The organism is Methanocalculus sp. MC3 (assembly GCF_054767395.1).
In genome coordinates this window covers 42313-63350 of sequence record NZ_BAABMP010000002.1, presented here as the reverse complement: position 1 = coordinate 63350, position 21038 = coordinate 42313, and the positions used below count along the sequence as shown (strand labels likewise).

The 21038-nt window shown below is 51.9% G+C and carries 18 protein-coding genes and 2 tRNA genes; 9 read left to right on the top strand and 11 right to left on the bottom strand.

Going from position 1 to position 21038, the window contains the following annotated elements; genetic code table 11:
• Positions 1-68 precede the first annotated feature (68 nt).
• Genes ACYUBO_RS03915 through ACYUBO_RS03905 form a run of 3 tightly spaced genes read left to right on the top strand, consistent with a single transcriptional unit; the run spans position 69 to position 6640 of the window.
• Positions 69-332: a glutaredoxin family protein gene (locus ACYUBO_RS03915; protein WP_300334789.1), complete on the top strand. Its 264-nt coding sequence runs from the start codon at positions 69-71 to the stop codon at positions 330-332.
• A 7-nt stretch (positions 333-339) separates the two neighbouring features.
• Positions 340-3960, top strand: coding sequence for an anaerobic ribonucleoside-triphosphate reductase (gene nrdD / locus ACYUBO_RS03910; RefSeq protein ID WP_460372522.1), 3621 nt, complete (start codon positions 340-342; stop codon positions 3958-3960).
• Between the two features lie 46 nt (positions 3961-4006).
• Positions 4007-6640, top strand: coding sequence for an aminotransferase class V-fold PLP-dependent enzyme (locus ACYUBO_RS03905; protein WP_460372520.1), 2634 nt, complete (start codon positions 4007-4009; stop codon positions 6638-6640).
• On the opposite strand, the gene ACYUBO_RS03900 is transcribed toward ACYUBO_RS03905, so the two are convergent.
• The 9 genes from ACYUBO_RS03900 to ACYUBO_RS03860 form a co-directional block, all read right to left on the bottom strand.
• Complete coding sequence (locus ACYUBO_RS03900; protein ID WP_460372518.1) at positions 6624-7373, bottom strand: formate dehydrogenase accessory sulfurtransferase FdhD; 750 nt, start codon at positions 7371-7373, stop codon at positions 6624-6626. The genes ACYUBO_RS03905 and ACYUBO_RS03900 overlap by 17 nt on opposite strands.
• A 59-nt stretch (positions 7374-7432) precedes the next feature.
• Positions 7433-7870: a NusA-like transcription termination signal-binding factor gene (locus tag ACYUBO_RS03895; RefSeq protein WP_300330689.1), complete on the bottom strand. Its 438-nt coding sequence runs from the start codon at positions 7868-7870 to the stop codon at positions 7433-7435.
• A 1-nt stretch (position 7871) separates the two neighbouring features.
• Positions 7872-8162: a 50S ribosomal protein L30e gene (locus ACYUBO_RS03890; RefSeq protein WP_300330692.1), complete on the bottom strand. Its 291-nt coding sequence runs from the start codon at positions 8160-8162 to the stop codon at positions 7872-7874.
• Positions 8162-9475 carry a DNA-directed RNA polymerase subunit A'' gene (gene rpoA2, locus ACYUBO_RS03885; RefSeq protein WP_300330696.1) on the bottom strand — a complete coding sequence of 438 codons (1314 nt, stop codon included), beginning with the start codon at positions 9473-9475 and terminating at the stop codon, positions 8162-8164. The genes ACYUBO_RS03890 and rpoA2 overlap by 1 nt, the downstream gene beginning before the upstream one ends.
• A gap of 1 nt (position 9476) precedes the next feature.
• Complete coding sequence (locus tag ACYUBO_RS03880) at positions 9477-12134, bottom strand: DNA-directed RNA polymerase subunit A' (protein ID WP_300330701.1); 2658 nt, start codon at positions 12132-12134, stop codon at positions 9477-9479.
• A 12-nt stretch (positions 12135-12146) separates the two neighbouring features.
• On the bottom strand, positions 12147-13964 hold the full coding sequence (gene rpoB / locus ACYUBO_RS03875) for a DNA-directed RNA polymerase subunit B (protein WP_460372515.1): 1818 nt from the start codon (positions 13962-13964) through the stop codon (positions 12147-12149).
• On the bottom strand, positions 13964-15529 hold the full coding sequence (locus ACYUBO_RS03870; protein ID WP_300328802.1) for a DNA-directed RNA polymerase subunit B'': 1566 nt from the start codon (positions 15527-15529) through the stop codon (positions 13964-13966). The genes rpoB and ACYUBO_RS03870 overlap by 1 nt, the downstream gene beginning before the upstream one ends.
• A gap of 6 nt (positions 15530-15535) precedes the next feature.
• Entirely contained in the window at positions 15536-15787 is a 252-nt protein-coding gene (locus ACYUBO_RS03865) for a DNA-directed RNA polymerase subunit H (RefSeq protein ID WP_460372513.1), read from the bottom strand.
• Positions 15788-15871: 84 nt separating this feature from the next.
• A tRNA-Lys gene (locus ACYUBO_RS03860) sits at positions 15872-15945 on the bottom strand.
• A gap of 242 nt (positions 15946-16187) precedes the next feature.
• On the opposite strand from ACYUBO_RS03860, the gene ACYUBO_RS03855 reads away from it, so the two are divergent.
• Complete coding sequence (locus tag ACYUBO_RS03855; protein ID WP_300328810.1) at positions 16188-16589, top strand: phosphate-starvation-inducible PsiE family protein; 402 nt, start codon at positions 16188-16190, stop codon at positions 16587-16589.
• 29 nt (positions 16590-16618) lie between these two features.
• Here ACYUBO_RS03855 and ACYUBO_RS03850 read toward each other — a convergent pair whose 3' ends face one another.
• Both ACYUBO_RS03850 and ACYUBO_RS03845 read right to left on the bottom strand, forming a co-directional pair.
• Positions 16619-17242, bottom strand: coding sequence for a response regulator (locus tag ACYUBO_RS03850; protein ID WP_300328813.1), 624 nt, complete (start codon positions 17240-17242; stop codon positions 16619-16621).
• Complete coding sequence (locus ACYUBO_RS03845) at positions 17242-17616, bottom strand: roadblock/LC7 domain-containing protein (RefSeq protein ID WP_300328816.1); 375 nt, start codon at positions 17614-17616, stop codon at positions 17242-17244. The genes ACYUBO_RS03850 and ACYUBO_RS03845 overlap by 1 nt, the downstream gene beginning before the upstream one ends.
• A gap of 280 nt (positions 17617-17896) precedes the next feature.
• Between ACYUBO_RS03845 and ACYUBO_RS03840 the strand changes: the two genes are divergently transcribed.
• The 5 genes from ACYUBO_RS03840 (at position 17897) to ACYUBO_RS03820 (ending at position 20959) form a co-directional block, all read left to right on the top strand.
• A tRNA-Pro gene (locus ACYUBO_RS03840) sits at positions 17897-17970 on the top strand.
• A gap of 49 nt (positions 17971-18019) precedes the next feature.
• Entirely contained in the window at positions 18020-18874 is an 855-nt protein-coding gene (locus ACYUBO_RS03835; protein ID WP_460372511.1) for a damage-control phosphatase ARMT1 family protein, read from the top strand.
• A 47-nt stretch (positions 18875-18921) separates the two neighbouring features.
• On the top strand, positions 18922-19371 hold the full coding sequence (locus ACYUBO_RS03830; protein ID WP_300328822.1) for an NfeD family protein: 450 nt from the start codon (positions 18922-18924) through the stop codon (positions 19369-19371).
• A 4-nt stretch (positions 19372-19375) separates the two neighbouring features.
• Positions 19376-20437 carry an SPFH domain-containing protein gene (locus tag ACYUBO_RS03825; RefSeq protein ID WP_300328825.1) on the top strand — a complete coding sequence of 354 codons (1062 nt, stop codon included), beginning with the start codon at positions 19376-19378 and terminating at the stop codon, positions 20435-20437.
• A gap of 90 nt (positions 20438-20527) precedes the next feature.
• A complete protein-coding gene (locus ACYUBO_RS03820; protein ID WP_460372509.1) occupies positions 20528-20959 on the top strand; it encodes a GNAT family N-acetyltransferase in 432 nt (143 codons plus the stop codon).
• Positions 20960-21038 lie beyond the last annotated feature (79 nt).

Below are 21038 nucleotides of genomic sequence, written 5' to 3'. Positions count from 1 at the left end.
CAGATATCAGATGGCAAATAAGAATAGAAGGAACGTATAGATCTATACTAAGAGAAGGGGTATGCCTCATGTCTGATGTTCATGAAATTATTGTCTATTCACTCGAAGTCTGTCCGAACTGTGAAATACTCAAACAATACCTTCAGGACAATGCGATCCCCTTTATGGAACGGAGCCTTGAGGATCCCGAAGCACTCACCGATCTGAGAATGAACGGCATATTTGTGATGGAAGCACCAGTACTCCAGGTCGGGGATGAATACCTCACCTCACAGGAGATCTTTGAAAATGGTGCTGTATTGACCTCGATTGCAGAAGTCTGCCGACGGTGAAGGCTGCATGAAAGATACGCGGCAGTCAACACTTGATGGGGCATTCCAACCCCCGATGCCCAAGGTGCGGACTTCCCAGGGTCACATGATGGACTGGGACCGCCAGAAGATTGTTCAGCAGATCCTCACCGAGACCCGCCTTGTCGAGACCTTCTATGGACGGGAAGGGGCGGACCTCGAACTTGCTGAGCGGATAGCCCAGAATGTTGAGACCCGGATCAAAAAGCTCGGCCTCACCTTCCTCTCCGGTCCCCTTATCCGTGAGATCATGAATATCACCCTCCTCGAAGAGGGGCTTGTCGATTACCGGAACGTCTGTACCCGTGTCGGAACACCCGTCTATGATGCGCATTTAATCGATGTCGGAAGGGGTTTTGAGGCAAAGGACAACTCAAACCTCCAGGAGAATGCCGAGACATCCCATAAGAAGAAGGCAGACAAGATCAGTAAAGAGCAGTACCTCCTCCAGCTCCCCCCGGAACTCGCAGACATCCACCTGACCGGCGACATGCATATTCACGACCTCGAATATTTTGGATCACGCCCGTTCTGCATAGACGGTAGTACCGTCATTCCGGTGAAATCTGAGGGTCGGATCAGGAGTACGAGGGCCGATGAACTGCCAATTGACGGGGATGAAAACGCCCCCGATGATCTCTCCCTTCTTACGCCCAAAGGCTGGGTGCGGGTGAATAAGGTAACCCGGAGGGTAGCTCTCGATGGAGAGATGCTCAGGATAAAGACATCGGGCGGCCGCATGCTCTCTGTCACCGGGGAGCACAGGATCCCGGTACAGACAGATGATGGGATGGTGATCCGGCGGGCAGATGAGATACGGGAAGGTGATATCCTCTACACAATTACTGCATCTGATCCGATCCGCGGAGAACCGGTATGCGGAATAAACCTGATCCGTGAACTCACAGAACTTGTTCCTGAAGATCTTCTCACCGGCGTGTATGTCCGGGGCGCCGCAGATCTCTTCTCTGAAATTGTCAGGACGGGGCAGGCACGATCCTATACGGCGATCTCACGAGCCCTTGGAATCGAACACAGGAAACAATGGTACACAAAAGGTATCATGCCTCTTCGTTCCTTCCGGGCATTCTGTGAGCACTATGGGATAGTTGAGATGACAGGTTTGAGAGTGGGGGTAACAGGCAGCGAGCATGACCTCCCGGCTCTCCTGCCGATCACCCCTGACCTGATGCGGCTGCTTGGATTCTTTATCTCTGAAGGAAATTACAATGCCTCTCCAAAGGCCGGACAATATAATCTTGCAATCACTGAAAACCATCAGTCAGCCTCGATACAGGCATCAGTGAAAGCTACCCTCAATACCTATGCAACGATCACCCGCCCCACCCCGGATACAACCGAGATCTACGGAATCGAAGTTCATAGGAATCGTGCACAGCAGGTCTATTTCGGGGGAAAGATCGTCTATCTCCTCTTCCGTTACATCTTCAGCATACCAGAAGGCAGCAGCAGCAAGCGCCTGCCTTGGATCGTCTATCATGCCGATGACGCACTGCTTCGTGAGTTCCTCTCAGCACTCTACACCGGCGATGGATCAGCATACTATCGCCCGGAAAAGTCTGACTGTATCATCACCTATACGACAGCATCAGAATCACTCCGCCAGGAGCTTGCCCTTCTTCTGTCGGCACTCGGCATAGGGGTGCATATCACCGAGCTGTATAATGATGATACAGAGCGGCGGATACTCTACCGTATCCAGTTCCATGGACGAAAGAATATCGATATCTTTTCAAAATACTGTTCGTTCCTCGATGAGAGGCAGGATCATATCGATTCCTTCCTGAAGCATACTCAGAAGATAAACCGGGCTGAAAAGCCTGAACGCGTTCTCACCATTGAACCCTGCACACCCTCCAGCAGATATGTCTACGATCTCTTTCTGGAAGGTGACGGGAGCGAGGAGAGCCATACCTTCTTTGCATCGGACGGCCTCCTCATCCATAATTGCCAGGATTGGGATCTCCGCTATTTCTTCTACTATGGCTTAATGCCGGATGGAAACGGGACAAAAGCGAGTGTGGCAGGTCCGGCAAAACGCGCCGAGGTGGCTGTGCTCCATGCGGTCAAGGCACTTGGATCCGCACAGACAAACTTTGCCGGAGGGCAGGGTTACTACAACTTCCTCACCTTCTTAGCCCCCTATGTCGAGGGGATGGACAGGGCCGAGATCAAACAGCTTATGCAGATGTTTGTCTATGAGATGACCCAGATGATGGTGGCACGTGGCGGCCAGGTCGTCTTCTCATCAGTCCAGCTCTCACCAGGAGTCCCAAAGCTCTGGCGTGACAAGCCAATCGTCTTCAAAGGCAAGGTCTGGAATGGCAGGCAGGCTCCCTTCAGGGCATATGGAGAGTTTGAACGTGAAGTCCGGCTTCTCTTTGCAACACTGATGGAAGTGATGCTTGAGGGAGATAACTGGGGCAAGCCCTTCAACTTCCCAAAACCCGAGATCAGTATTGAACCGGACTTTATGGATGAGGATGAAGACTTCAATACGAACAATCCGGATATCCCGACCTACCGTGAACTCTACCTGATGACATTTGAGCTTGCATCAAAGTTCGGCACTCCATACTATGACAACCAGCTCCCCGCCTACAGGGGTGCCGGAGAGGGGATCTCATGTTACCAGTGCTGTGCCTACCAGTTCTCGACGACCGCAGCAAATGACACCTCATTCGAGGATAAACTCACCTTCACGGATGGCAAACATTTTTCAATGGGATCCTGGCAGGTGATCTCGGTGAACTGTCCCAGGGCAGCATTCCGGGCAGACCACGACGACCAGAAACTCTTTGCTGAACTCCGAAAACTGATGGATTCTGCGGTCTCAATCTTTAAGATCAAACGCCGCTGGATGGAGCTTGTCAGAGCGAACGGACGGATGCCGTTTGCAATGCAGAGGCCAAAAGATCCAGAGACACAGGAGAGGGGGGCTGTTGCAGTCGATCTCGAGGGGCTCGTCTATACCGTTGGGATCGTCGGCGTCAATGAGATGATCCAGCATCATCTCGGCTCCCAGCTCCACGAGACCAAAGAGGCATTCAGGTTCGCGGTCCGGACAATGACCGAGATGGAACAATATGCAAAGAAACTCTCGGCAAAACACGGGATGACGATTGCACTTGCACGCACCCCTGCAGAGACGACCGGGCAGAGATTTGCCGTTGCCGATCTGCTTGATGAGCAGTTCCGCCCCCATGCCCTCAGGATCGTCAAGGGAGATACAAAGAACCTGCTTGAGCGGTCAAAGAAGACACTCGATCTCCCGGTCTACTATACAAACGGCATTCATGTCACACCTTCCGCGGATATTCCACTGACAAGGCGGATGGAGATAGAGCATGTCTTCTTCCCGATCGTAGACGGGGGTAATATCTTCCATATCTGGCTTGGAGAAGCCCGGCCTGATCCCCGCGGGCTGATGGATATGGCGATGAACCTTTGCCGGACCACCCAGATCGGATACTTCGCCTTCACCCGTGATCTGACGGTATCACTCAAGCAGTTCACCGAGTACCGCTCTGATAAAACGCCGGAGACGAGCGGGAGCATCGTGCAGGCAGACCGGCGCGTGCTCATCTGAACACCCCCACCATATCTTTCATCGCCTCAAAGCACCAATAGAATGAATGATGCGAGAGCCGGCAGTCAAAAAGGAACTCTTCTGGTGCGATACCTGCAATCTTCCGCTTATCGGGAGGAGATGCGGATGCGGAAAAGAGGCGCGGGCGATCCCCCTGCTGGAGCCATTTGACTTAAGGCCCGCCCTTGGTGCAGATCGCAAACTCATTCAACAACTGCTCAACAGCCGGTTTGGAGAGGTACCCCTCCCTGAAATCATCCTCCTGAACAAAACCGGCGGAAAGGACAAGGCCGATCTCATCATCATGAATGGCAGCCGGTTTGGGTGGCTCCTCTTCGATCCAATCTCCCGGCAGTTTTCACTGGATGTCGCACCGGAATCACTTCCCTACCTGCTGAAGCATACAACAACCGGCATCGTAAACCTTGACGATCACATCGACCAGGAGAAGAAGGTCAGGATCGGGGGGAAACGCTTCCCCCTCAAGTCACCTGTTTTGGATGGTACCGTCATCGTCAGTTACAGGAGGAAATATGGAACCGGTGTCGTTCGTGACGGCCATATCAGAGTGAAGGAACTAATGCAGGTAAATCCCGTAACCTTCAAAAACCCCGACTGGAAGAGGGGAGTCCTGCAGAACCAGTACCATCTCAGGCTTATGGAGCGGGACAGCCTGCGGATCATTGCAAAACATAAAAATGACCGGCCAACCGCAAATGTCTCGTTCTCAGGTGGAAAAGACAGTGCCGCCGTCCTCCACCTTGCCAGAAAAGCCGGAGTGGAATCGGCATTCTTCATTGATACCGGAATCGAACTCCCCGAGACGATCAGGTATATCGAATCACAGAAGGTCGATATCATCAGAAAAGGCGGAGATTTCTTCGCAGCAGTCGAAAAGGCCGGCCCGCCGGGAAAAGACCACCGCTGGTGCTGCAAACTGTTAAAACTCCATCCCCTCAGGATCTATCTCTCGGAGATTGGGGCATCGGTCACCTTTCAGGGGAACCGGTGGTACGAGTCGTGGAACAGGGCAGACCTTGATGAGACGAGCCAGAATCCGGCAAACCCTCTCCAGCTGAATGTTTCACCGATTAGAAACTGGCGGGCATTTGAAGTATTCCTCTACCTCTGGTGGCAGGATGTGCCGATTAATCCGCTCTATGATTTGGGGCTTGAACGGATCGGCTGTTACCTCTGCCCGGCAATGCTCGAGAGCGAATATGAGCTGCTCAGAACCCTCCATCCTGATCTTTGTGATCGGTGGGATGCCTTCCTCATGAAATGGGCTGGGAAGAACGGGCTGCCTGATGCATACCACCAGTGGGGGCTCTGGCGATGGAAGGCGCTCCCCCCAAAGATGCGCGAGCTCTGCCGTGAACACGACATCCCGGTGAACAAGGACTTCACCCTGAAAGAAGGGGCGCCCCGGAAGAGTCCCGAGAGGATGGAGAAGGAAGAAACTGATGGAGAGATAGCTCCAAAGAAGACAAAAGGGGTATCCTTTTCTGAGACAGTACGGCGGGACTTTCCAATCATCCACGACTGTATCTACCTCGATTCAGCGGCAATCAGCCTCTCCCCTGAACCGGTTGTCAATGCTGTTGTTGAGTTTGAACACACGTATCGATCCAATGTCGGAAGAGGCATCCACCGGTTCACGCAGATCGCCTCGCAGCGGTACTGGCATGCCCATGAGAAGGTCGCCCGGTTCATCGGCGGAGAAGAGGGCACAACCGTCTTCACAAAGAATACCACCGAGTCGATCAATATGGTTGCCCGCGGCCTCGACTGGAAACCGGGAGATCGGATAATCACCACCATCCTCGAACACCATTCAAACCTCCTGCCCTGGAGAGCACTGAAAGCAGAGGGAGTCGAAATCACAGTCCTCGGCATACAGCCGGACTACAGCCTCGATCTTGAAGCCTTTGAGGAGGAGGTCAGAAGAGGAGCGAAACTTGTTGCGATCACCCATGCATCAAATGCAATCGGGGTGATCATCCCTGTCAAAGAGATCGGAGAGATATGCAGGAGATACAATACCCTCCTCCTCATCGATGCCGCACAATCAATACCACATATGCCAGTCAGTGTCCGGGATATCGGCTGCGATTTCTGCTGTTTCTCAGGCCATAAGATGCTTGCTCCCACCGGGACAGGTGTCCTCTGGATGAAGGAGCCGATCATTCAACCGATGATGCTGGGTGGCGGGATGATCGAAGAGGTGCATCAGGATGGATTTATCCCGATCGAGGGATACCAGCAGTATGAAGCAGGCACTCCGAACATCTCAGGCGGAATCGGGCTTGGCGTTGCTGTCGATTACCTTGAGAAGATCGGAATGGATCAGATCCGTCGCCACGAAGAAGAGCTTACCACCCGTCTGAGAGAGGGGCTCTCGCGGATCGATGGAGTCACCATCCATGCACCATCCAATCCGGCATCACGGATCGGTGTTGTCTCTTTTTCGATTCAGGGGCTTCATCCTCATGAGGTTGCAGAGCGTCTTGATAGCGACTATGACATCCTGGTGAGATCCGGCCATCACTGCTGCCAGCCGCTGATGGAGTCGCTTGGCCTTTCGAATGGAACGGTGAGGGCAAGCCTGGCCCTCTATACCACCATCGATGAGGTCGATCTCCTGGTAGCAGCGATCCGCGAGATCACACAGGGCCTTTGATCCTCTCGGGATGTGAGAAGCAGGCGGGCCTGCCGTCCCGGGTATGAGAGATGATGCAGAGGTTTGTCTCGTCTGCAATCGAAACGGCAAGATCTGTTACCTGCCCTCTTGATAACAGGATCGGGATTTTGGCAAGGAGGCATCTCCTGACCATTTCAGAGGTAATCCTGCCGGAGATCCCAAGAACGGCACCCGAAAAGTCAAGGCCGTGCTGAATACCATACCCGATCACCCTGTCAACAGCAGGTGAACAGCCGATATCATGGAACGAGGCAATAATTCCCCCATCCCGATCCATCAGTATTGCTGATTCTTTCTCACCCGGCAGTTGTGAGAGGATCTTTCTTATGACAGAAAGAGAGATGGGATTGCCGCCACCCTCAATCCTGGGAAGTGATGTCGTATCAATGTAGGATGTACTCCCACCGCATCCGGCAAGAATGGTCTTCCTCCGGCCGGTGATCCGAAAGGGGTTTGTTGTCAGGACACTGATCCGGTTCTTCTCGAATTTGATTGATTCGATATCATCTTTTGACCTGATGATCTCTTCTGAGAAGAGGTACCCGATTGTATACTCCTCAAGACTGCCCGGAGAGAGGATCGCCGTCTCTGCATGGCGGCCATTCACAAAGAGGGCAATTGCCGTCTCCCGGGATGCATCCTCTGTTGATTCCAGCAGTTCTCTCTCATCAAGGAGAAGACAGGGGAGGGAATAGAAACCAGGATGAGGCATAGAGATGAACCATTCTTCCAGAGAGCAGAACGAAGATCTGCCCCTGCTTCAAAAAAAAATTATTCCTGAATCAGTTCGACATCCGCGATGTCAAACTGTCTCCGGAGAAGCTGCTTGGCTTTTGAGATATTCTTACCTTCTTTGCCGATTGCCAGGCCTCGATCATCCTCACGGACTTCGATCTGTGCAACACGCTCATCATCCTCGCCTTCGAACTCAATCGAGAGAACTTCTGCTGGGAGGAAGCAGTTCCTGATGAACTGAACGAGATCGTCAGAATATTCAACGACCTCAACACGCCTGTCAAGGGCCTCGGATGCCTTCTTGATTGAGGCGCCCTTCTTCCCGATTGCAAGACCCATCTCGCCGGGGTTGATGATAAAGATGACCCGGTCATGCCTGTCATCGATGACACAGTCGCGTGCACCTGCACCTGTGAGGCTCTCGAACTGGGAGATCAGGTGCATGCAGTCTTCATTTAAGGTTATTTCCGACATATCAAGCTCTCTGAATATTTAGAATGTCGGATTCACCGGCGTTAATGACTGCAAGTGCGCTCACGATGAAATCCTTTCCGCACTCTTTGCCGAGCTGGCGGCCTGAGCCATTGTAGTGGTATACAGCGACTTTCTCCTGCGCTTCAACGATCTTTTTGAAGTCTTCCGGGCAGTTCTTTGCAATAATTACGAGCCTTGCGGTCTCATCCTGAATGCTCGCTTCTGTGCTGTTTCGGCCAAGAATGACCGTTCCGGTCTTCATTGCCCTGCGTAAAGATGTATTGAAATCCATTAGTTGTCACCTGTTTTGGTGATTGGTTGCATTGGTTTTACGACCAAACGGACATCGCCGGTTCCAAGCCGGATCGGCTGGCCGACGATGACATTCTCTGTCACGCCGCAGAGTTCATCATGCTCATGAGCAATTGATGCATCAAGGAGGTGATTTACGGTCACCTCGAATGCTGCACGTGACAGGACACTTTCTTTCTCTCCGGCAATCCCGTGACGGCCGATCTGCTTGACCTCGCCATCCATGCACATCATATCTGCGACGAGCATGATATGGCGGACATCAACACCGATACCCTGTTCACGAAGCGTGCTGTTTGCCTCATGGATGATGGCATCCCGGGCAGCCTCGATCCCAAGGACATGGGATATCTCGCTGATATTATTCGTTCGGGTACGGGTGGTGTCTACACCCTCTACCTCGAATACGTCTTTAAGATTAGAGCCTTCAGTATATAGGATATACTCTCCGGACTCCTTTCTGACGACGACACGCTGGATATCATCGATACCCTGAACAATGACATTTCTGACATGTTCCTGAAGCTGGAAGAGATTCTGATAGCTATCCTGGTCTTTTGGGAGGAATCTGAGGATTCCCGCCTGTTCATCCACCTCAGACTCAAAGTCGCGGTAATGGCGCCGTTCGCGGATCTTCGCCGGAGCGCGCTCAAGAATATCCGCAACCTTGATCCGGCGCTTATCACATACCGCCTTGTTTAAGGTGACAACAACAGCCATACTCTCCATGTCTGTCGTGATATCACCAAATTCATGAAGCGGTGATGCTTCGATATCCCAGGAGACTTCACGGGCACGGTCACGGTTATCACGGTACCCATCCTCAAGGTGAATCGTCATTGCCGGTGTTGAAGGTTCACGCCTGGCATCCATAATCTCAATGAGACGCGGCAGACCAAGGGTGACGTTAATCTCAGCGACACCCGCATAGTGGAAGGTCCGCATTGTCATCTGTGTACCCGGCTCACCGATTGATTGTGCCGCGATGATACCAACCGCCTCACAGGGTTCGATCCTGGTAGAGAGGTATTCCTTCACGACCCGGTTGAGGATCTCATCGAACTGCTCATCAGTCACCGGTGATTCCTTCTCTTCTCTCTTCAGAAGGAGGGTGATCAGCTGATCGTGTGTCTTGACCGGGAGATTTGCATCATTGATTCTGAGGATTCGGCTGATAATACGCTCAAATACCTCATCCTCAACTTCGCGCTCAGAGAACCATTCGGTGATCAGCTTGTGAATCGTCTCCGGGAGGGTATGTGAGTCGATCCTGTCAATGTACTGTTTGTTCATCTCAGATCTCCTCCTTTAAGACACTCTCAACGATTCCCTTGACATCCACCGGATCTCCAAAGGCACTCTTTGTGGGATCGGTTCCATCCTCTCCGTACTTGAACTGGATGATCCGCCCACCTGTTGTTCTGACGGTGCCGTCATAGGCGACTTTTAAGTCCTGAAGTGCATTGATCAGCCTCCTCTGGAGGTAACCGCTCTGTGACGTCCTGACCGCAGTATCGACAAGACCTTCACGGCCACCGATTGCATGGAAGAAGAACTCTGTCGGTGAGATTCCACTCTTATAGGAGTTCCGGATGAAACCATGTGCTCCTGCACCCTGGTCGTATTTCTTGAAGTGGGGGAGGGTTCTCCCTTCATATCCACGAACGATACGCTCACCACGAACAGACTGCTGTCCGATACATCCGGCCATCTGTGTCAGGTTCAGCATGGAACCACGGGCACCGGAGACGGCCATTACGACAGCAGAGTTGCCAAGACCAAGGTGACTGCCTGCAATATCACCGGTCTTGTCCCTCGCCTTTCCGAGGACCTGCATGATCTGCATCTCAAGTGTCTCCTCGGCAGTTCTTCCGGGCATTGGTTCAAGCTGGCCGTTGTTATAGATCCGGATCCTCTTCTCCACATCCTGTTCGGCCTCATCCAGCAGATCGCGGATCTGTCCATACTCGGTCCTGCTGAGATCTTCATCATCAATCCCAAAGGAGAAGCCGATGAACATGATACTCCGGATCGAGAGTTTGGTCATATCGTCGATATATTCGCGGGCCCTTTTCAGGCCGTGTGTCCGGATGATCCGGTTCATTATCGCGCCTTCGAACGCACCAACGGATTTCTTATCAATGGTTCCGGAGATGTGATCCCCATCGATGATCCTGACATAGGCATCACGTTCGCAGAGGTCTTTTTTGCACTCATTGCAGTTCACGCATGATGTTGCCCGGTAGACCATGTTCAGTCCGCGGGGCAGGATCATCGAGAAGACCTGTTTATTGCTCCAGTACGATACGCCATCCTCGACCTTGCCGGGCTTTGGAAGGAACTCGATATCCGCATGCCGCAGGAGATAGAGAACTTCAGGCTTGGTAAACCAGCGTAGCTCATGCGTCAGGAGGAAGATGCCGGAGATGTGATCGTGAATCCCGCCGATGATTGGTCCGCCAAAACGCGGCGAAAGAATATTCTCCTGAACCGATGCAAGAAGCGAGGCTTCTGCTCTTGCCTCTTCGGTCTGGGGAACATGCATGTTCATCTCATCACCATCAAAGTCAGCGTTATATGGCGGACAGACTGCCGGGTTTAACCGGAATGTCTTATCACCCATCAGCTTGATCCGGTGTGACATGATGCTCATCCGGTGCAGCGATGGCTGACGGTTGAAGAGGACGATATCACCGTCCCTGAGCTGCCGGTCAACGGTCCATCCAGGCTCGATCATCGAGGAGACCATCTCACGGTTATCGAGAAGACCTGATCCGCCATGGAGACGAAGCCTTCTGTTATCGGGGCGGATGGCATAGTTTGCGCCACAGGGATCGCGGAGTGTCGGCCGCTCGGGTCCGACAAGAACCATTGAGCGGAGCTCCTCAACATTCTCTTTTGTCACGCGGATTGGAACCGACATCTCGTTTGCGATTGCAAGCGGGATACCAAGTTCTGATACCGAGAGATTCGGATCAGGAGAGATGACTGTACGGGCAGAGAAGTTGACACGCTTTCCTGAAAGCGATCCCCTGAATCGCCCGTCCTTTCCCTTCAGTCTCTGTGAGAGGGTCTTTAATGGCCTGCCGGAACGATGGCGTGCAGGCGGGCATCCGGCCACCTCATTGTCCATGTAGGTGGTCACATGGTACTGGAGCAGTTCCCAGAGATCTTCGATGATCAGCTGGGGTGCTCCTGCATCCTGGTTCTCCTTGAACCGCTGGTTGATCCTGATGATATCGACAAGCTTGTGGGTCAGGTCATCTTCAGAACGCTGTCCGTTCTCAAGGATGATCGAGGGGCGCATCGTCACCGGGGGAACCGATAATACCGTCAGAATCGTCCATTCGGGGCGTGCCACGGTTGCATCGATTCCAAGAATCTTGAGATCGTCATCGGGAATCCGCTCAAGGCGTGCACGGATGTCAGCCGGAGTCAGCTTGTGCTCTGTCTTCCGGCCATCTTCTGTCCATGCCTCCATGAAGGTGGTCGGCTTTTCGAAGTTCACCTTCAGCTGCTGCTCGGCACAGTGCGGGCAGACCCGCTCTTTCTTGATATCCTTCTCGGAGACGACATCGGCAGAGAAGGGATCGTCACCCATTGCGGAGAATTTCTCGATCTCCTGTGGCTCAAGGAGAAGCCGTCCGCATGCCCGGCAGCTGACACGGAGAAGCTTCCTGATCAGCCGTGTATATCCGACATGGATGACTGGTTTTGCAAGATCGATGTGGCCGAAGTGACCGGGGCAGTCACCTGATTTCTGGCCGCAGGTCTTGCACCGGAGACCCGGATCAATAACTCCGAGACTTGGATCCATCAGACCTTTGCTGTAGGGGAAACCATCGTCATCATAGGTGTCTGGCCAGATCACCTTACATACACTCATTTTTCTGACATCTTTCGGTGACAGAAGGCCAAAATCTAATTTTCCTATTCGTTTTGGGCTTGGCATATTCAGATCACCTCAGACTATATCCTCAAGCATCAGTCGTGGTGCAATACCCATACTGATCATCTCATCCAGAAGGAGCTTGAATGCATAACTCATCTCTACCTCGTAGATGTCCGTCTCGGCACCGCAGGCAAGACATGAAGTAACCTTCCGTTTCGCATCATACATGGCAACCATACCGCACTGGGCACAGACCCATTCCTTCACGGCATCCGATTCATCAAGGAGACGTTCCTTCAGGGCCATCGCAGCGCCATGGCCGATCATCACATCACGCTCCATTTCACCAAACCGAAGACCTCCTTCACGGGCACGTCCTTCAGTTGGCTGGCGGGTCAACACCTGCACCGGTCCGCGGGAACGTGCATGCATCTTGGTTGAGACCATGTGGTAGAGCTTCTGGTAGTAGATGACACCAATATAGATATCAGCGGCAAACGGCCTGCCGGTGATGCCATCATACATCACTTCGCGTCCGGTATGTGAGAATCCAAGATCCTGAAGCTCTTTTCTGAGTGCAAACTCTTTCTCACCACGGAAGGGGGTTGCATCGATCCGCCGCCCATTCAGGCTGCCGACCTTTCCACCGATCATCTCGATCATATGGCCGATCGTCATACGTGAGGGGATGGCGTGGGGGTTGATGACGAGATCAGGTGAGATCCCTTCAGCGGTAAACGGCAGATTCTCCTGCGGAGCGATAAGCCCGACGATACCCTTCTGTCCGTGCCTCGAGGCAAACTTGTCCCCGATCTCAGGCACCCTGAGATCACGGGTTCTGACTTTCACAAGGCGGGATGAGTTCTCACCCTCTGTGAGGATGACGGTATCGACGATACCATGCTCATTACTCCGCATCGTAACCGAGGTATCCCTCCGTTTCTCAACAGCGATCAGCTCAGCCGTCGGCTCTTCAAGGAACCGTGGGGGTGAGGTTTTTCCGATCAGAACGGACTTCTCATTCACGATCGTCTCGGGGCTGATGATACCATCGGAATCAAGATTCCTGTATGCATCCTCACCATGAGAGCCGGATACTTCCTCATCCGGAATCTCGATCCTGTCGATCTGGCCACCAGGATATCTCCGTTCTTCACCCTCATAGGTTCTGAAGAAATGAGACCGCCCGACACCCCGCTCGATCGAGGCCTTATTGAAGATGAGTGCATCTTCGATATTGTATCCTTCGTAACTGAGGATGGCAACAACGAGGTTATAGCCCTGGGGCCGCTCTTCGGATCCGATCAGTTCCGCTGCCTGTGTCTTCACAAGCGGCCGCTGTCCATAGTGGAGCATATGGCCACGGGTATCAGGGCGGAGCTTCATATTTGCCTGTGCAAACCCGAGTGCCTGCTTGACCATTCCCGCGCCCATGGTGACACGGGGCGATGCATTGTGTTCGGGGAATGGAACGTGTGCCGCACCGATACCAAGCATCAGCTGTGGGTCGATCTCCATATGCGTATGCTCAGCGGTAAGTCCATCCTGGTTGACAGCGATGTAGAGATCATCTTCCTCTTCGGCATCCACATATTCGATCTTCCCCTGGGAGACCATATCCTCAAAAGAATATTGCCCGGCCCGGATCTTGTCGATATCATCGTCTGAAATGATCGGGAGTCCCTGATCAAGGATGATGAGTGGCCTTCTGGCACGGCCGCGGTCGGTATTGATAACAATCTCGTTGCTGTATTCCTTGAATGAGACATTGATCTCTGAGGAGAGCTCGCCACGGCGCCTGAGCTGACGGACCCTGGCTGCAAGCGCCTGTCCGTCATCTACAACACCAATGAGTGCTCCATCAACAAAAATTCGTGTTTTGACTGACATTAGTGTTCACCACCAATCGGCTCGACACCAATGCTGAAGAGCACATTCTTTATCTCCTCTTCATCAAGGACACCCTTGCTCACTTCGACAAGCTGGGCAAAGTTCTTTACAAGACCACAATTCGGACCCTCAGGAGTCTCTGACGGGCAGATTCTGCCCCATTGTGTCGGGTGCAGATCACGGGCCTCGAAATGCGGCTGTGAGCGGGAGAGCGGGGAGATGACACGGCGCAGGTGGGAGATGACCGACATGTGGTCAACCCGATCCAGAAGCTGTGATACACCGGTTCTTCCGCCCACCCAGTTCCCTGTTGCAAGTGGGTGGAGAAGCCGCTCGGTTAATACATCTGCCCTGACGGCAGTCTGTATTGAGAGATCGCGGTGCCGCATGCTGGCACGTTCAAGCTGGTACTTGACATCACGGGTCAGCCGGTTGAGGGAGATCCGGAAGAGATCCTCCATCAGGTCACCAGCGAGCTTCAGCCTCTTGTTTGAGTAGTGATCCTTGTCATCTGTCTTCCGCTTCTTCAATGCGAGGTGGAAACAGGCTTCAGCCATTCGTCCGAGGAAATGGGCTTTTGCCAGCCTGACACTGATCATCATCTCTTCATACCCGGGATCATCCTCTTTCACCGAGGGGCTGACGAGGTAATTCAGGTGGGGGAGAAGATAGTTGTCAAGGACAAATTCAGCACGCTTCTTCTGGTACTCCCTCGTCTGGTTCGGTGCAAGCTTTTTGCCGACATACATGACTCCTTCCTCGACTGATCCGCATTCTGCGGCTTCAAGGTTCTGCATCATGTAGGTGAGGATATCCTCGTCAAGAGAGACCGCGGTCACAATATCGGAATCGGTCTCAAGACCGAGTGAACGCATCAGGTCTGCAAATTTCAGGTGCCCGGCAACCGAGGGGAATGAGACATCAAGGAGATTCTTCTTATTCTTCTCAACGACAACGAGTGCCCGGTAGCCACGGTACTGCGAAAAGACCTTTGAGACATGGATCTGTTCGTTGTACCGCTCGGTATACTCGGTCATGATCTTGTTGGATGCAAGATCTTCAAGTGACATCAGCACGCGTTCTGTGCCGTTTACAATGAAATATCCGCCGGAATCCAAGCGATCCTCACCACATTCGACCCGCTCGTCATCGGAGAGGCCGTACAGGTTGCAGACTTTTGATCCGATCATTACCGGAAGCTGACCGATTGTTGTCTCGATTGGATCGTACCGTTCCTCACCCTGGCAGAGCGTCATCTCCAGGATCATGGGTGCAGCATAGTTGAGGTTCCGAAGCCGTGCCTCGGTCGGGTAGAGTTCGCTCTGGGATCCGTCCGCCTCCCGGACTATGGGTTTTTCAACCCGGATCTTACCAAGCTCGACCCAGACAGCCTCGTTGTTCTTGCCCCTGTGTTCAATATCCGTCTCTATGACGCGTTGTTCATCAACGACGGTCTGTAGATTATAGTCTAAGAAGTTGTTGTAGGATTCGAACTGGTGGCGTGCAACATGATCTTTGGAAAAATATGCCTGCGATAATACGCTTCTATCAATCAGATGTATCATCTCCGATTATTTCTTGGGTCTTCTCACAACAAGGCGAAATGCTTCAGCCTCACCCGCTGTATGGCTTTTTCGGGTGATGCGTATAACATTCCCGGGTACTGCATCAATAGATTTAACAATTGGGTCGTCGTGATATATCTTTAGTAATTGCTCCATTATCAGATTATAATCCGTCAGGAGAGTGTTTACTTCTTCAACAGCCATGATCTGATGCTTTGGCACCATATCATGCATCAGAACATTTAACCTGGTGCCCATCAATAATTGCCCCTTTTAATAGTGTTGAATAGGATAATGTTCAGAGATCTCATCGATTAAAAACCACAGCTTGAACCGTGGTAACGGGCCCGGAGGGATTTGAACCCCCGACCACCTGGTTAAAAGCCAGGCGCTCTACCTAACTGAGCTACGGACCCACCGGTCAAACAAACCTAGCATTATTAAAATGCCATATTAACTTAAAAACCTTGTTATTCACCCACATTTTCAACCCCATTTCCGATCATCATGAAGCGATCCGGACCCGGAAATGCCCAATCACTAACAATCCAACCGACACCCTTTAATTCAAAACCGCTTCATATGAAAGTAGAATCGAAGGTACACGGTGAAAAGTATGGGAGATTACGATCATCTGACTCCGATAATGAAATCAGTAATGAATATGATTTCGCGGTGTACACTTTTTATTTATGCATTAATTGCCGCCCTTTTGATCATTATTGCCCTTCTGACCTTTCTGGATGCAGTCTACCTGATATTTGCGATCTTCTCGCATGGAGATGTGATCACCGGCATTCTTGACGTATTGCATGTCCTCCTTCTGACGATCATCGTTGTCGAGGTGCTTGAGACCGTTACCGGGTATTTCAGGACAAAACGCATTCTTGTCCGCCCTATCCTGATTGCAGGAATGACCGCGATGATCAGAAAAGTGCTCATTATCAGTGTGGATGATGCACAGGTTGCAGAAATGATCTGGATCATCGGTATCATCGCCGTCCTGACAGCAGCAATCTATGTTGTGGGAAGAAGCGAGGATAATACGATTTTACACTGAAGAAGAGAGAGATTCGGGCAAAACAGAGTTCAGATCCCAATCTGAGCCCGGATCTCCTCGAGACGGGACTGCTGGATCGAAAGGCCTTTCTTCATGCTGTTAATGGCATTTTCTATCTTTTCGACGCTTCCTGTCCTGCGATCCTTGAGAGAATAGGTATTTTCAAGAATACGGATGAGACGTGTATTCACATCAACACTTTTTACGAGGCGCGCATATTCCGATACAAGAACCTGGTTGACACCCCGCTCACCGGCGAGCCTGATCGCCGCTGCGATTGACCGGCGCCTCTCGAGCACATGTTCTATTGATTCGTAGAGTTCCGTATGCGTGATTGGCTTGATGATGTAATCTTCGATATACATCCCATACTCTTCTGCCTCATCGGGAGTGAGCTGTTTTGCTGTCAGCATCATGACAGGTATATCACGGGTAGCCGGGTTCAGCTTGATATTTTCAAGAGTCTCCCAGCCATCCATCGGCTCCATCATGATATCAAGGAGGATGAGATCCGGAGTGAGATCCAGAAGAATATCAAGTCCTTCTGCCCCGCTGCCAGCGGAATATGTCGTATATCCACCACGCTTCAGCATGGTTACAAATACCTCTACAATGCCAGGGTTATCATCGATCACAAGGATTTTTGCTGTCATCAGAGAGCTCCTCCGATACGCTCTCCAATCTCCTGAAGATGGGCGCAGACCCCCTCCAGATTTGCATCGTTATTGGCAGTGACAGCAATTAACAGCCGTTCGCCAGCAGGAACAAGGATTATTGCTTTTTTGTGGCTGTTCACCACAATCCAGAGAGGGGATTCGATATTGACGACAGATGCGGCAGCCTCGGATGAGGCGATCATGGTGGCACACATCGCCCCAAAAGACTGGGCAGAGAGGGAGTCTTCAAATGATTTGCCAATGAGGATTCCATCGGTTGAAACAAGGGCGCAATCGTTTACGCCTGAAACAGCCTTAATTTCGTCTACGAACTGACGAATCATCTGCTTAAGAGGGCCTGCTGACGACATCTGCAACTGATCTCCGGTATTTTTTTACTCTATTGAGGGAGGTGTATCCAGCGTTAATCGGTATGAACTATCGATCATTGCTCTTTCCCCGCGATACAAAGGATTAGAAGACTAATTAGCCCCATACATAAATACCTTTTTGCTTTCCACCAGAGATCCGCCCCTGTGTTCATGAGATCGTTTTGAGAGATGGGGGGGATGGCGGATGCAGGCAATTGTGCTTTCAATCCCGGTTAAAAAAGGAAACTACATATGCAATACAACCGAATAGTATGAGCACGGGGCCATAGGGTAGCCTGGCCATCCTAGGAGACTGGGGGTCTTCTGACCTGCGTTCAAATCGCAGTGGCCCCATTCAACTCTTTCTTAAAAATATCAGATTATCAGGTAACAGGTCGATGAAATGAGAATCACCGAAACATGCCGGGATTGTCTCCTCTCCCGCGTCCGCTTTGAAGCAGAACTCTGCACAGAGGATACGGCAATCGTTGAAGAAGCAGTCAGGGCTTCCCGCACCCTGCTTGACTCACTGTTTGAAGACGATGTTCCGGCACCCGTGATTGCAAGTGCGGTTCACCGTTGCTGTTATAGAACTGTAGGGGCTGTTGATCCGTACCGGACACTGAAGTACCAGGATACCCGGACAGCACGGGATGTTGTAGCAAAGGTCCGCCACCTGATAACAGATTTTCCATCTGCCATTCGGGCGGCAGTCATCGGAAACGCAATGGATTACGGAGTGATGGGCCATACGATTGCAGAGGACTTTGTCAGCTTTTTCAAGGCAGAATTTGAGAAGGGACTCTTTATCGACGATTCCGATGAAATTGCAAAAGCTGCCCGGAGAGTCGTATACTTTATGGATAATACCGGTGAGAGTTTCTTTGACCGGATTCTCATTGAGGAGCTGAAACATCTGGGGGCATATGTCACGGTTGCCGTGAAACACGCGCCAATATTAAACGATGTCACCCTTGATGAGGCACGGGATGCCGGGATAGATGAGGTCGCAGACCACCTGACCACAACAGGCGGCGGTGCAGAAATCGGCGTCAATCTCAAACTGATCCCAGACGATCTGAAAGATGCGATCCAGAGTGCAACCCTGATCATCTCAAAAGGGCTTGCCAACTATGAGTCTCTCTCAGATTATTCCAATCTGCCGCCGGTTGCGTACCTGCTGGTTGCAAAGTGTGATCCGATCGCAGAAAAGCTCGGAGTTCCAAAAGGGGCAAAGATTGCCCATATCATCAGATAATTTTCCTTTCAGGAAGCATTTATCCCCCCAAACCACCATCTATCTGTATGGTGCTTGAGACCAACCTGTATTTCGCATTGATTATTATCGGTGCATTATTGCTTCTCTTTGAGGCGATGAATCCGGGGTTCTTTGCCGCTGTACCCGGCACAACGATGATCGTCCTTGGAGTCATGTTCCTGATGGGCATCGATGTCTTCAGCAGCACGTGGGGGATTCTGATCGGAGTTGCGTCGGCACTCATTGCCGCAAGCCTGACTATCCTGTTATACCGGCGCCTCTCACCCGAACAACTGCCAACGACGATGAGTCGTGACTCTCTTGTTGGAAAGGAAGGGAAGGTCGTGCGTGAAGTACAACCGGACGAACTCTCAGGGAAGGTCTCGGTCTCCGGTGTCGAGTTGAGTGCACGCTCAACAGGAAGAATACTCTCCCCCGGTACAACCATCAGGGTTGTCAGTTCCGAGGGAGTGCATGTCATTGTAGAGGAGGTATGAAAGTATGGCTCTCATTGATAGTTTTGTAACGATCATTTTAATTTTAATTATCGTCTTCATATTTGCCCGTGGCGTGGTCATCGTCCAGCCGTACCAGCAGGGCCTTACCATCCGGCTCGGTACCTATACCGGCCGGATGAACCCCGGTTTCCGCTGGGTTGTCCCGTTCATCACGGAAGTCATCAAGCTGGATCTCAGGACACAGGTGATTGATGTTCCGTCGCAGGAAGTGATCACAAAAGACAATTCACCGACAAATGTCGATGCCATCATCTATGTCCGGGTGATGGATCCTGAAAAAGCATTCTTTGAGGTTGCCGCGTATAAATCCGCCACGGTGGCTCTTGCACAGACAAGCCTTCGTGGCATTATCGGCGATATGGAGCTTGATGAAGTCCTCTACAACCGGGATCTTATCAACACCAAGCTCCGCGATATGCTTGACCGGGAGACAGACCAATGGGGTGTCAAGGTTGAGCGTGTCGAGATCAAAGAGGTCGACCCGATCGGTGCCGTCAAACAGGCGATGACCGAGCAGACCTCGGCCGAGCGTGAACGGCGTGCGGCAATCCTCAGGGCAGATGGAGAGAAGAGGGCTGCCATCCTGAAGGCCGAAGGTCTCCGGCAGAGTATGATCCTCGAAGCCGAGGGTGAGCGGCAGAGCAAGATCCTGAGAGCAGAGGGTGAACGGCAGGGGAAGATCCTGGTGTCGCAGGGAGATGCACAGGGGCTCCGTATCCTGGCACTTGGCGCCCGCCCGCTTGATAAGCGTGCAATTACTGTCCTCTCACTTGAGGCTCTGAAGAAGATGGCCGAGGGAGAAGCAACCAAGATCGTGCTGCCGTTTGAGCTGACAAGCCTCATCAAGCAGAGCGCGAAGTTCCTTGGCGCAACAGAGGATATGCATGATGAAGATCCAAAAGACTTAATGGAGCTTTCTGAGGATATACTCGGCGAGATGCCTGGAAAGGATGCAATCCATTCTGCGAAAGAGATCTTAAAATCGATCGAAGCGGATATCGATACATCCGATATCAAGATGATCGGAAAAGATAAGATCGAATAACCGGGAACCGGCAGCAAAGCCGTTCCTTTCCTTTCCTTTTTTTTAAATCAAACCATAACTTCTATCAGCCGGTACTCCAACCAGCTCATTATGACAGAGATCATCCGGGAACTCGGCAAAGAAGAATTCCACCTCGCAGAAACACTCTGGCGGGAGTATCGCGGGCAGAAAGCAGATGCAATAAAAGAACGGATATTCGGCGTATTTACTGAGGCGGAACTGGCTGCAACAGCCCGTTGTACCCACCACCCGGAGGGTCTCGAGATGGACTGTGTCTTCACCCCCGAGAGGTACCGGGGCAGGGGTTTTGCCCGCATTGTTGTACAGGCACTCCTTGATGCCTGCGGCGGTGAGGACATATATATCCATTCCACCCTCCCACTGATCGCATTTTACACATCCCTTGGATTTGAGAGGATTGAAGAGCGGGCAATGCCACAGACGATCCGTGAGCGTTTCATCTTCTGTTTCGGGGAAATGGAAGGGTGCAACGCCATCCCGATGGTGAGGAGAGGAAGGTAAAATTTTCCTCCCCGCTATTGGTGAGGGTAGTTTGAAGCAGGTGCGGCCATCCGTTCAACCTCCCTGCGAAGCATGTGAG